General features: G+C 64.9%; 14 protein-coding genes and 1 other RNA gene. 6 read left to right on the forward strand and 9 right to left on the reverse strand.

All coding sequences use genetic code 11. The features are described 5' to 3' along the window. Positions 1–155: 155 nt before the first annotated feature. The 7 genes from ACODSR_RS10615 to ACODSR_RS10645 all read right to left on the reverse strand — a co-directional run bounded on the left by ACODSR_RS10615 (position 156) and on the right by ACODSR_RS10645 (position 5,884). On the reverse strand, positions 156–479 hold the full coding sequence (locus ACODSR_RS10615; RefSeq protein WP_489076265.1) for a YbaB/EbfC family nucleoid-associated protein: 324 nt from the start codon (positions 477–479) through the stop codon (positions 156–158). 3 nt (positions 480–482) lie between these two features. Beyond that, the gene (locus tag ACODSR_RS10620; RefSeq protein ID WP_489076267.1) at positions 483–2,093 is read right to left on the reverse strand and encodes a DNA polymerase III subunit gamma/tau; all 1,611 of its coding nucleotides are present in this window, start codon (positions 2,091–2,093) and stop codon (positions 483–485) included. 51 nt (positions 2,094–2,144) lie between these two features. Continuing rightward, positions 2,145–2,242, reverse strand: an RNA gene (gene ffs / locus ACODSR_RS10625) — signal recognition particle sRNA small type. 126 nt (positions 2,243–2,368) lie between these two features. Then, positions 2,369–3,340, reverse strand: a complete 972-nt coding sequence (gene blaSGM / locus ACODSR_RS10630; protein WP_489076269.1) for an SGM family class A beta-lactamase — start codon at positions 3,338–3,340, stop codon at positions 2,369–2,371. A gap of 5 nt (positions 3,341–3,345) precedes the next feature. Further along, on the reverse strand, positions 3,346–3,681 hold the full coding sequence (locus ACODSR_RS10635) for a 2Fe-2S iron-sulfur cluster-binding protein (RefSeq protein ID WP_489076271.1): 336 nt from the start codon (positions 3,679–3,681) through the stop codon (positions 3,346–3,348). Between the two features lie 17 nt (positions 3,682–3,698). Next, complete coding sequence (locus tag ACODSR_RS10640) at positions 3,699–4,787, reverse strand: cysteine desulfurase family protein (RefSeq protein ID WP_489076272.1); 1,089 nt, start codon at positions 4,785–4,787, stop codon at positions 3,699–3,701. Beyond that, positions 4,784–5,884 (reverse strand): cysteine desulfurase family protein, encoded by a 1,101-nt coding sequence (locus ACODSR_RS10645; RefSeq protein WP_489076274.1) that lies wholly within the window; start codon positions 5,882–5,884, stop codon positions 4,784–4,786. Before ACODSR_RS10645 ends, ACODSR_RS10640 begins: the two co-directional genes overlap by 4 nt. A 153-nt stretch (positions 5,885–6,037) precedes the next feature. Between ACODSR_RS10645 and ACODSR_RS10650 the strand changes: the two genes are divergently transcribed. After that, complete coding sequence (locus tag ACODSR_RS10650) at positions 6,038–6,694, forward strand: alpha/beta hydrolase (RefSeq protein ID WP_017184627.1); 657 nt, start codon at positions 6,038–6,040, stop codon at positions 6,692–6,694. A 144-nt stretch (positions 6,695–6,838) separates the two neighbouring features. Next, entirely contained in the window at positions 6,839–7,972 is a 1,134-nt protein-coding gene (locus ACODSR_RS10655; protein WP_489076276.1) for an HPP family protein, read from the forward strand. Here ACODSR_RS10655 and ACODSR_RS10660 read toward each other — a convergent pair. Further along, on the reverse strand, positions 7,926–8,117 hold the full coding sequence (locus ACODSR_RS10660; RefSeq protein ID WP_294136239.1) for a hypothetical protein: 192 nt from the start codon (positions 8,115–8,117) through the stop codon (positions 7,926–7,928). The genes ACODSR_RS10655 and ACODSR_RS10660 overlap by 47 nt on opposite strands. A 102-nt stretch (positions 8,118–8,219) precedes the next feature. Here ACODSR_RS10660 and rpiB point away from each other — a divergent pair, with 102 nt between their 5' ends. The 4 genes from rpiB (at position 8,220) to ACODSR_RS10680 (ending at position 11,737) form a co-directional block, all read left to right on the forward strand. Beyond that, on the forward strand, positions 8,220–8,657 hold the full coding sequence (rpiB, locus tag ACODSR_RS10665; RefSeq protein WP_489076278.1) for a ribose 5-phosphate isomerase B: 438 nt from the start codon (positions 8,220–8,222) through the stop codon (positions 8,655–8,657). A gap of 12 nt (positions 8,658–8,669) precedes the next feature. After that, entirely contained in the window at positions 8,670–9,971 is a 1,302-nt protein-coding gene (glyA, locus tag ACODSR_RS10670) for a serine hydroxymethyltransferase (RefSeq protein WP_489076280.1), read from the forward strand. 130 nt (positions 9,972–10,101) lie between these two features. Beyond that, on the forward strand, positions 10,102–10,560 hold the full coding sequence (nrdR, locus tag ACODSR_RS10675) for a transcriptional regulator NrdR (protein ID WP_489076282.1): 459 nt from the start codon (positions 10,102–10,104) through the stop codon (positions 10,558–10,560). An 82-nt stretch (positions 10,561–10,642) separates the two neighbouring features. Then, on the forward strand, positions 10,643–11,737 hold the full coding sequence (locus ACODSR_RS10680) for a TrmJ/YjtD family RNA methyltransferase (RefSeq protein ID WP_489076284.1): 1,095 nt from the start codon (positions 10,643–10,645) through the stop codon (positions 11,735–11,737). On the opposite strand, the gene ACODSR_RS10685 is transcribed toward ACODSR_RS10680, so the two are convergent. Further along, complete coding sequence (locus tag ACODSR_RS10685; protein ID WP_489076286.1) at positions 11,734–12,030, reverse strand: chorismate mutase; 297 nt, start codon at positions 12,028–12,030, stop codon at positions 11,734–11,736. The two genes, ACODSR_RS10680 and ACODSR_RS10685, sit on opposite strands and share 4 nt — an antisense overlap. Between the last annotated feature and the right edge of the window lie 134 nt (positions 12,031–12,164).

Consider the following 12,164-nt stretch of genomic DNA (forward strand, 5'->3'; position numbering starts at 1 on the left):
AGCACTCATCCTCCCCTGCAAGGGGAGGTGGATGGTCGGAGGCCAGACGGAGGGGTGTCACCCTCTCGATAGGGTGACACCCCTCCACCACCCGCTAGGCGGGCGGTCCCCCTCCCCTTGCAGGGGAGGATTTCCGTACCGGAACTGCAAAAGAATCAAAATGGCAGCTTGAAGCCAGGCGGCAGTTGCAGGCCGGATGTCATCTTGCCCATTTCCGCATTGCTGACCTCATCGGCCTTCTTGCGCGCGTCGTTGAAGGCGGCGGTGACCAGATCCTCCAATATCTGCTTTTCGGACGGCGTGAGCAGCGTGTCGTCGATCGACACGCCGATGATCCGCCCCTTGGCCGATGCGCGCACCTTCACCAGTCCGCCGCCAGCCGCGCCTTCGACTTCCAGCTTGTCCAGATTATCCTGCGCGCGTTGCAGTTCCTCCTGCACGCGGGTGGCCATGCCCAATATTTCGTTCAGATCTTTCATGCGTCATGCACTCCATTGTTCCGGCTGGTCGGTTTCGACCAGCGCAGCATCGGGGAAAGCGGCCATTGCCGCCTTGACCACCGGAATTTCCAATATGTCAGCGCGGGCTTCGGCCTTGGCCGCTTCCTCGCGCTCCAGCAAGGTCGGTTGGGCTGCTGCGTCGCTCGGCGTCACCCGCCAGCCGCTGCCCGTCATCTCGCGCAACGCCTGGGTCAGGCGCGCGGCGAAGTCGGACGGCAATTGCGGCGTCGCGCGATAGTCGATTTCAGGCGGCGCATAGCGGACCAGCCCGACACAATCATGCAGTTCCTGCGCCAGCTGCCCCTTACCCTTCTGCCACAGCGCTTCGATTAGATCCTCGAAGGTCGCAGGCAGCTTCGCCGCCGGGCCAGCCGTCGGAGCCGAAGCAACCGCCCCCGATGGTGCAGCCACGACAGGCCCGCCCTCGCGCAGCAGCCGCGCCAGCTCACCCGGATCGGGCATGGTCGCCGCGTGCATCACCCGCAACAACGCCATTTCGCAGCTTTCGATCGGCAGGATCGCGCCCGCGACCTCATCATGCCCCTTAAGCAGCAACTGCCACAAGCGATGCAAGGGCGCGAAGCCCAGTTGCGACGCCCAGTCGGCCAGCGCCTCGCGCTCCTCGGCGGACTGGCCGGGGCTGGCAATGTCGCGCCCCGCCTTCACCAGCGTCACCGCATGGACCAGTTCCAGCAACCCGCGCATCAGCGCCAGCGGCTCGACCCCCAGCGCATATTGATCGCGTATCCCGGCCAGCAGCGCGGCGGTCTCCCCCTCCAGCAGCAGACCCAGCAGGCGGCGCACCGATCCGCGATCCGACAGGCCCAGCATGTCGCGAACCTGGGTCGCGGTGACCATCGGCTCGCCCTCGCCCATCTCGGCATGGGCAATGGCCTGGTCCAGAATCGACAGCCCGTCACGCGCCGATCCTTCCGCCGCCTGCGCAATCAACGACAGCGCATCCGCCTCAGCGCCAACGCCCTCGGCCTCCACGACATGGGCGAAATGCCCCGCCAGCAACTCGGCTGGAATCCGGCGCAAATCGAACCGCTGGCAGCGCGACAGCACCGTCACCGGCACCTTGTTCACTTCCGTAGTGGCGAACAGAAATTTCACATGGGCAGGTGGCTCCTCCAGCGTTTTCAACAGCGCGTTGAACGCATTTTTGGAGAGCATATGCACTTCGTCGATGATGTAGATCTTGTAGCGTGCCGACACGGCGGCATAGCGCACCGCCTCGATTATCTCGCGCACATCATCGACGCCAGTATGGCTGGCCGCGTCCATCTCGACCACATCGATGTGCCGCCCCTCGGCAATCGCGCGGCATGGCTCGCACACACCGCACGGATCGATCGTCGGCCCGCCCTGCCCATCCTCGCCAATGCAGTTCAGCGCCTTGGCGATCAGCCGCGCGGTCGATGTCTTGCCGACCCCGCGCACGCCGGTCATCAGGAAGGCGTGCGCCAGCCGCCCCCGCTTGATCGCATTGCCCAGCGTCTGGACCATCGCGTCCTGGCCGATCAGCTCGCGGAAATTGCGCGGCCGATATTTGCGCGCAAGGACGCGATAGGGCTGGGGGGAATCGGACATATCTGTGTCCTAGCCGCTTGGGCGGCCCTTGTCGAAGCAGGATGATGGGGCAAAGGTGGGAGCCGGAACGACCCGCGGCAAAATCACTGTGGCTGCTTCCGTCAGGACCTGACCAGGTTGGCGACGACCTCGTCCGCCCGACTCCCGGCGCGGCATATGGCGAAGAAGGATGGGGATGGCAAGGGGCCACACACCACGTCCGTTCGTGTCGAGCAAAGTCGAGACACAACAGCGCAACGGCTTCTCGACTTCGCTCGAAGCGAACGGAATGTGGCCTAATCCAGCCCGCTCTTCTGCGCCTTGGCCAGAAAATCCAGCGCCGCCTGCGCCGCCTGCGCAATCGCCGCCTCGGCTGCCTTGGCGTCCACGGTCGGGCGATCGAGATAGACGGCCAGTATATATTCCTCGCCCGACGGCGCCTTCACCAGCGCCACGTCATTATAGGCGGTGCCGCATGTCCCGGTCTTGCTGCCCGACGTCCAACCTTCGGGCAGGCCCGCCTTGATCCGCTTGTCGCCGGTGCTGCTGGCGTTCAGCCAGCCGCGCAGCGTATCGGCGCTCTTCCCCTGCATATCGCGAAACAGCAGCCGCCCCATCAGCCCGGCGATTGCGGCGGGCGTCGTCGTATCGCGCGGATCGCCCGGCGCATTTTCATTCAATGCCGGTTCGTTGCGATCCAGCCGGGTCACGCTGTCGCCATGCGCCCGCATGAACGCCGTCAGCCCCTCTGGCCCACCCAGCATCGGCAGCAGCAGGTTCGCCGCGCTATTGTCGCTCACCTCGACAGCCGCCTGCGCCAGTTCGGCCATGCTCATCCGACCGCGCTTCTTATTCTTCTTCACCACCGGCGCATAATCGAGAATATCGTCCTTGCCGAAAGGGATTTCGCCCTCCAGCCCGAACTTGCCCCCCTCCGCGCCGATCAGCACGGCAGCAGCGAGCGGCGCCTTGAAGGTCGAACAGAGCGCAAACCGCTCATCCCGGTTGAAGCCCAGGATCAGCGCACCCTTGCTGTCCACCAGCGCGATGCCCAGCCGCCCGCCGGTTTCCTCCTCGATCGTCTTGGGATTGCGCACGGATGCCAGCGCCGATTGCGGCACCAGATAGCGGGGTGGCGGCGGCAGCAGCGAATCGAGCCGCCCGGTCGGCACCGGCTCCTTCGCTTTTTTCTTGGGCGCGGCCAACGTGGTCGCGGTCAGGCACAGGACAAGGGCCAGCGTGGCGATGCGGAACGGGCGAAGCTCCATCCCGCTCACATGCCCTGCATATTATAGGATTCGGACGGAATACGGACGGTCAGGCTCTCCAGCCCTTCCGCCAGCACGATCTGGCAGGACAGGCGGCTGGTGCGCGTCGCAGCGGCGGCCAGGTCCAGCATATCCTCCTCATCCTCGCTCGCACGGCGCAGATGGGGAAAGTCCGCCGCATCGACGATGACATGGCAGGTGGAACAGGCCATCTGACCTTCGCATGTTCCTTCCAACGGCTGGCCCGCCGCCTGCGCCACGTCCAGCAGGACCGATCCCGCCGGTGCGTCGACTTCCTGCCGTCGCTCGCCATCGGCGCTGATGAATATGATCCTGGTCATTGACGCGACGCTCCCTGCTACGGCGCCGCTTGTGCGGCTGCCGCCCTGTTCAATGCCTCCGCAGCGCTCTCCAGTTCGGCCGGTGTCGTGTAGCGGCCAAAGCCGATCCGCACCGATCCACGCGCCTGTGCGTCTGTCAGGCCCAGTGCGCGCAACACATGGCTAGGCCGCCCGGACCCGCTTGCGCAAGCGCTTCCCAACGAAAAAGCAATATTGCGGCAATCTGACAACAGCCGCGCCCCGTCGATCCCGTCACGGCGCAGGTTGAGATTGCCGGCATAGCGCACGTCCGCGCTGCCATTGAGCGTCCAGTCGGCAAACAGGCTGCGCGCCATCGCCGCCAACATTTCCACATGCGCGCGATCAGCCTCAGCCCGCTCCCGCATCAACCGCGCCGCCACGCCAAACCCGGCGCACAGCGCAGGCGACAGCGTACCGGATCGCAGGCCCCCCTCCTGCCCCCCGCCATGGATCAGCGGCGCAGGCTTCACCCCATCCCGCAGCCACAATGCGCCGACACCCTTGGGACCGTGAATCTTGTGCGCGCTGATCGCCACCATGTCGCAAGTGCCGGGGATCGGCACCCGGCCATAGCCCTGCACCGCGTCGCACAGGAACATGGCACCCGCATCATGCGCCATAGCCGACAGCGCCGCGACCGGCTGGACCACGCCAATCTCATTATTGACCAGCATCGTGATCACCAGCGCAACGCCCGGACGGATCGCCTGCTTGGCGGCATCCATGTCCACCAAACCGTCGGTCCTGACCGGCAGCAGCGTGATCGTCCGCCCCGCCCGGCGCAACGCCTCCACCGTATCCAGCACAGCGGCATGTTCCGTCGCGATCGTCACGATGTCACCCGAAGGAACGCCCTGGATCGCGATATTCAGCGCCTCGGTCGCCCCGGACGTGAACAGCAAACGCCCTCCGCCCGGCAACAACTTGCCAATCTCCTCGCGCGCTACCTCAACCTGTGCAGCGGCAGCCCTGCCCAACCGATGCGCACTGTGTGGATTGGCAAACTGGTCGCGCAACAACGGCACCATCGCGTCGAACGCTTCCGGTGCCAGCGGCGTCGTCGCCTGATAATCCAGATAGATCATCGCCGCACCCGTGCGGCCATGGCGACCCACTGCCCCAGGAACCGCTCGACATCCGCCTCGTTCGTCTGCGGCCCGAAACTCACGCGCACAACTTCACTCGCCGCCGCCTCGTCCCATCCCATGGCGTGCAGCACATGGCTGGTCTTGAGCGATCCCGACGAACAGGCGCTGCCCGCCGACACCGAAATCCCGGCCAGGTCAAACTGGATCAGCTGCGCCCGCGCCGACAGGCCCGGCATCCGATAGCTGGCAATGGCCGGGATGCGCGCCGCATCGCGCGCAACGACTTGCCCGCCCGCAGCCTCGATACCCGCATCCAGCCGCGCGCGCAGGCCAGCAGCCTCCGCCAGCCAATCCGTCCGCGCCTCCAGCGCCGCCGCCATCGCCATTATGGCAGGCAAATTTTCCGTCCCGGCCCGATAGCCCTGCTCCTGCCCGCCCCCGGCGTGCAGCAACCCCAGATCGCGCACCAGCAAAGCCCCGATCCCCGGCGGCCCGCCAAATTTATGCGCGCTGATCGCAATCATGTCTGCATCAGGCAACGCCAGCTTCCCCGCACTCTGCGCGCAATCGGCGAACAACAGCGCCCCGTCGCGCTCCAGAGCGTCGAGCGGCTGGATCACCCCGGTCTCATTATTGACGTGCTGGATGGCCAAAACCACGTCATCCCAGCGAATGCTGGGATCTCTCTTTCCTTCTGGTGCTACAGAAGAAGCGGGATCCCGGCTTTCGACGGGATGACGGGGTAAGTGGACGCAGCCATCCCCATCCACCGCCAGCCGCTCCGCTCCCTCCGTCACCCGCAACACCGAATCATGCTCGACCGGCGACGTTGCGACCCGCGCCGCCTTGCCCCGCGTCAGCCCAATCGCGATCGCCTCGCTCGCCCCCGACGTGAAGATCACATGCCCCCGCCACCCCAGTGCCTCGGCAATTCGCGCCCGCGCCCGCTCCAGCGTCGCACGCGCCGCGCGCCCGTCGGCATGGGGGCTGGACGGGTTGGCCCAGCACTCCAGCGCATCGACCATTGCCGCCTTGGCAGCAGGCAGCATCGGCGTGGTCGCGGCATGGTCTAGATAGAGGCGTTGGGCAGCCACGATGCGATGTTACTCATTGATTGCGGAAATGGCGGCGGCTTCTATATAGGCGGTCTGCCGCGCAGCGCCAGCTTCTGGCGCGGCGCGCGTCCTTTTGCCACCGCCCGCCGACCTGACACAAGGTGATCGGTGGCCATAACGATAACAGGTGCCATGCCCGACGTAATCTTTACCGGACCCGAAGGTCGCCTCGAAGGCCGCTTCAGCCCCCCGCCCCGCCCGCGTGCGCCGGTCGCCATGATCCTGCACCCGCACCCCCAGGGCGGCGGCACGATGAACGACCGCATCACCCAGGCGCTCTACAAGACTTTCGTGAAGCGCGGCTTTGCCGTGCTGCGCTTCAACTTCCGCGGCGTGGGCCGCAGCCAGGGCACGTTCGACAATGGCATCGGTGAACTGTCCGACGCCGCCGCCGCGCTCGACTGGGTCCAGAGCTTCCATCCCGAAGCCCAAACCACCTGGATCGCGGGCTTCTCCTTTGGCGCCTGGATCGGGATGCAGCTGCTGATGCGCCGCCCGGAAATCCGCGGCTTCATCTCGGTCGCCCCCCCGGCGAATATGTACGACTTCTCCTTCCTCGCGCCCTGCCCCTCATCGGGCATCATCGTCCAGGGCACCTCGGACGAAGTCGTGACCGCCAGCGCCGTGCAAAAGCTTGTCGACAAGCTGCGCACGCAAAAGGGCATCACCATCCACCACGACGAAATCCGTGGCGCCAACCATTTCTTCGAACATGAACTCGACCAGCTGATGAAGTCGGTCGACAATTATCTCGACATGCGCCTGTCCCCGGACTCGCCGATCCGCTGAGGATCAAGACAGCGCGCACGTACAGAGGGGCTGCCGCAAGGTGGCCCCTTTTTGCGTCATGCTTCTGACGAACAATCCCTTCTTGTCCAATCCCAGCTTTTTCGCGCTTGGCGCTTCGCCTGCCGGACGATAGGCCCCGCGCCCATGCCGCAACCGCCAGAGCCAAACAGCCGTCTGATCTGGAGCCGCTATTATAGCGCCTTCGTCCCCGCCCCGCCCGGCCCCGGCTTTCTGGACCGGATGAAGGCAGCCAGCGGTGCCATCGGCGGCATTGCCATCACCGGCCTGTTATGCGGGCTGATGCTGGGCAACGGCCTGGCCCATCCTCTGCTGGTTGCACCCATGGGCGCGTCGGCCGTGCTGCTGTTCGCCGTGCCGGCCAGTCCGCTGGCCCAGCCTTGGCCAGTATTGGGCGGCAATGTCATCTCAGCGCTTGTCGGGATCGCAGTCGGCCATATCATCCCCAATCCGACGATCGCCGCCGCGTTCGCCGTTGGCGCGGCCATCGCCATCATGTCGCTGCTACGCTGCCTGCATCCGCCCGGTGGTGCCGTTGCCCTGTCTGCCGTGCTGGGAGCTGGCGGACCGGCGGGCGACTATATGTTCGCGCTCGTCCCGGTCGGCCTGAACACGCTTCTGCTGCTGGTCGTGGCGATCCTGTTCCATCGCCTTGCCGGGCACAGCTATCCCCATGTCGCGCCCAAAGCTCCTGCGCCGCACGGCACGACCGATCCCGCCCCGCTGCTGCGCTCCGCCCCCAATGAACAGGATATTGCCGACGCCCTCGACAATTTTGGCGACCGGCTGGACGTGGATGAAGCCGATCTGCGGCAATTGCTGGCCGATGCAGAACTACGCGCCGCCGAACGCACCCATGGCACGATCCACTGCGGCGACATCATGTCGCGCGACGTGCTGCATGTCCGCGCACGCCAGCCAGTGGGGGAAGTCCGGGCGCTGATGCAGGCACGAAACCTGCTGGCGCTGCCCGTGCTGGACGATGCTGATCGGGTGCAGGGATTGATCGGTGCGCTGGACCTGGCACGCGATGGCGTACAAGCGCGCGACATTGCCAGCCGCCCGTTCTTCGTCCACCCCGACACCCCTGTCGCACGCCTGATCGGTCCGTTGAGCAGCGGTGCGCGTCGTGAAGCTGTCGTCATAGATGCGGATTATCAGTTACAGGGACTGGTGACCCAAACCGACCTGCTGGCCTCACTGGCGCTGCGGGTCAGCGCTGCTCCAGTCCCGGCAGATCCGGCCCCGGAATCGCGGTGATCGCGACATTGCCGAACATCACCAGCCCCGCAATGATCATCAGCGCGCCGCGCTTGCGATCCCGCAACTTGAGCATCACATATAGCCCGCCGCCGGTCAGCAGCAGCCCGGCCAGCATGAGAATAGATAAAATCGTGCCTGTCATGCCCCTTCCCATAAGGGCGGTGGTGCAAGGTGGCAATTGCCGCCCTCACCCCCTAAGAGGCGCGGGAACGAATCACCCCATCGGTGAAGGGACGCACAGCAGATGAAGATCGCCATCGCATCCGATCATGCCGCCATCGACCTGAAGGCGGAACTCGCCCAGTGGCTGCGCGACGAAGGACATGACGTCGCCGACCTTGGCCCCGCGACTGCTGACCGGGTCGATTATCCCGATTATGGTTACAAGCTCGCGACAGCCATAGCATCCGGCGCAGCGGAACGCGGCATCGCGCTCTGTGGTTCCGGCATCGGCATTTCCATCGCGGTCAATCGCAACCCGGCCTGCCGCGCCGCGCTGGTCGGCGAACCCTTGTCCGCGGCCCTGTCGCGCGAACATAATGACGCCAATGTCATCGCTATGGGCGCGCGCCTGACCGGCGTGGACATGGCCAAGGCCTGCGTCACAGCTTTCCTCACCACGGAATTTGGCGGAGGCCGCCATAGCGGCCGCGTCGAAAAACTCTCCCAGCCCGCGCTCTGAAAGGAATCTTCGATGAGCATCGACACCCTCGCCCCCGCCATCCGTCAGGACGGCTTTTTCAGCGAAAGCCTCGCCAGCGCGGACCCGGAAATCTTCGGCGCGATCGGTAACGAGCTGAAGCGCCAGCAGGACAAGATCGAACTGATCGCGTCCGAAAATATCGTGTCGAAAGCGGTGCTGGAAGCGGCCGGCTCCATCTTCACCAACAAATATGCCGAAGGCTATCCGGGCAAGCGTTACTATGGCGGCTGCGAATATGCCGACGTCGTCGAAACGCTGGCGATCGAGCGCGCGAAACAACTGTTCGGCGCCAATTTCGCCAATGTTCAGCCCAACAGCGGCAGCCAGATGAACCAGGCGGTGTTCCTCGCCCTGCTCCAGCCCGGCGACACCTTCATGGGCCTCGACCTATCGTCGGGTGGCCACCTGACCCACGGGTCGCCGGTCAATATGAGCGGCAAATGGTTCAACCCCGTCCCCTATGGCGTGCGCGCCGACGATCATCTGATCGACATGGACGAAGTCGCCCGCATCGCCCACGAGTGCAAGCCCAAGCTGATCATCTGCGGCGGCACCGCCTATTCGCGCACCTGGGACTTCAAGCGCTTCCGCGAGATTGCCGACGAAGTGGGCGCCTATCTGCTCGCCGATATGTCGCACTTTTCCGGCCTGGTCGCGGGCGGCGCGCATCCCTCGCCCGTGCCTCATGCCCATGTCACCACCACCACGACCCACAAGTCGCTGCGTGGCCCGCGGTCGGGCATTGTCCTGTGCAATGACGAAGCGATCGCCAAGAAGATCAACAGCGCCATCTTCCCCGGTATGCAGGGCGGCCCGCTGATGCACATCATTGCGGCCAAGGCCGTGGCCTTCAAGGAAGCACTCAGCCCTGAATTCAAGGCCTATGCCCACCAGATCGTCGCCAATGCCAAGGCACTGGCCGCCACCCTGGCCGACGCTGGCCTGTCGATCGTATCGGGCGGCACCGACAATCACCTGATGCTGGTCGACCTGCGCGCGAAGAACACCACCGGCAAGGCGGCGGAAAAGGCGCTCGATCGCGCCTTCATCACCTGCAACAAGAACAACGTGCCGTTCGACACCGCCAGCCCGTTCGTCACCTCCGGCGTGCGCCTCGGCACCCCCGCCGGCACCACGCGCGGTTTCGGCGAAGCGGAATTCCGCGAGATCGGCCAGTTGATCGCCCAGGTCGTCGAAGGCCTCAAGCGCAACGGCGACGAAGGCGACGGCCAGGTCGAAGCCCATGTCCGCGAAAAAGTGCTGGCCCTGACCAGCCGCTTCCCGATCTACTAAGCAACATGAAAGCCCCTCTCCTTCAGGGGAGGGGTTGGGGTGGGGCCTGCCCGGCTTAGGCAGCGTTAGGACAGGCCCACCTCCTAGCCCCCTCCCGCAAACGGGTGGGGGAACTAGTGGGAGAATGTGAATGCGCTGCCCCTTCTGCGCCCATGAAGATAGCCAGGTGAAGGACAGTCGGCCGACGGAGGATGGCAATGCCATCCGCCGCCGCCGCCAGTGCGAAGCCTGCGCCGCGCGCTTCACCACCTTTGAACGCATCCAGCTGCGCGACATCTGGGTGGTCAAGAGCGAGGGCCGCAAGGAAGCGTTCGAGCGCGACAAGCTGGCCCGCTCGATCGGCATCGCCTGCCGCAAGCGCCCGATCGACCCCAGCCGCATCGAAAAACTCATCTCCGGCATCCAGCGCCAGCTCGAAACCAGCGGCGACAGCGAAGTCCCCGCCCGCGCGATCGGTGAACTCGTCATGGAAGGCCTCAAACGCCTCGACAGCGTCGCCTATATCCGCTTCGCCAGCGTCTATAAGGACTTCAGCGACGCCAGGGATTTCGAGGAATTTGCGAGTACGGTGAAGGAAGTTGGGGGGTGAGTATGAGCTGCGCAGCCCCTCATCCGTTCGCCCTGAGCGAAGTCGAAGGGCTCGACCGAGCGCAGCGAGGTCCTGATCAGCAATGACCTTTCACGCCTATATGCTGCGCTGTTCCGACGGTTCATATTATACTGGCCACACGGACAATTTCGAAACCCGGATTGCCCAACATCAGTCAGGGGCGATCAAAGGGTACACATTCGATCGTCGTCCGGTCGAACTTGTTTGGTCTGCCGAATTTGAAACTCGCGCAGAGGCGCTCGCCAGCGAACTGCAAATCAAGGGCTGGTCGCGCAAGAAGAAGGAAGCGTTGATCGCTGAAAATTGGGACAAGCTGAAAAAGGCTTCCGTTTCGCACACTTCGCCTTCGCTCAGTGACGCCCTTCGACTTCGCTCAGGGCGAACGGAGGATGAGACTGATCCTGCTGACCAATCGGAAACCCAAATGCCTCCTCCCTTCGTCCCCCTCCCCCCCGTCATCGTCCTCGTCCGCCCCCAGCTTGGCGAGAATATCGGCAAGGCCGCCCGCGCCATGCTCAATTTCGGGCTTACTGAAATGCGCCTGGTCTCGCCCCGCGACGGCTGGCCAAACCCGGACGCCGGCCCATCCGCCGCGGGCGCGGACTTCATCCTCGATCAGGCGCAGGTGTTTGAAACCCTCGCCGAAGCCGTGTCCGACTGCGCCCATGTCTATGCCACCACCGTGCGCAAGCGCGGCGTCACCAAGCCGGTCGTGACGCCGGAGGAAGCTGCCCGCGAGATCCACGCCGCACAGGGCCGCTGCGCCTACATTTTCGGGCCGGAACGCTCAGGGCTGGAGACTGAGGATGTCGCGCTCGCCCGCAAGATATTGACCGTGCCGATCAACCCGGAATTCGGGTCGCTAAACCTCGCGCAGGCGGTCATCCTGTGCGCCTATGAATGGTCGAAACAGGCCGACCTGAAACAGCCCACCATCACCGACCTTGGTGAACCCGCGCCACAGGTAGAGCTGGAAGGGATGATCGAACAGCTCAACACGCTGCTGGAAAAGGTCGGCTATTTCTTCCCGCCCGACCGCGCCAATGCGACCCGGCTGACGCTGCGCAACCTGCTGACCAAGCCGGGCTGGAACCATCTGGAGGTGCGCACGCTCCGCGGCGTCCTCTCCCACCTCAACCGCCCGCGCGAACGCTAACCCCGCGTCCGCTCAAACTCGGCCATCTCATAGGCAATCGACGCCTCGACCAGTTGCTCCCACAGGTCAGCGACAATCTCCACCGGCGCGCCAATCCGCGCCGCCTCCGCGCACGCCTGGTCGATCACCTGCCGCTTGCGCGGCTCGTCCCGCACAGCGCCGCGATCGGGCTTGATCCGGGCGGCGGCACGCATATGGGCAAATCGCGCAGCCAGCAACGCGACCAGTTCGCGATCGATCGTATCGACGCCCGCCCGCACCTCGACCATGCTGCTATAATCATCAGGGTTCATGCCCCGCCAATTAGGCGTCGCTCAAGCCCCTGTCGAGGGTTGACATGCAGCCCCCTTGTGGCCATAGGCGCGCCTTCGCAATTGGTCCCGCATCCCGGTGAAGCGGTGGCCCTGCCCCTGAGCGCACAAACGCA

The sequence above is a fragment of the Sphingobium sp. FG125 genome (assembly GCF_057809795.1).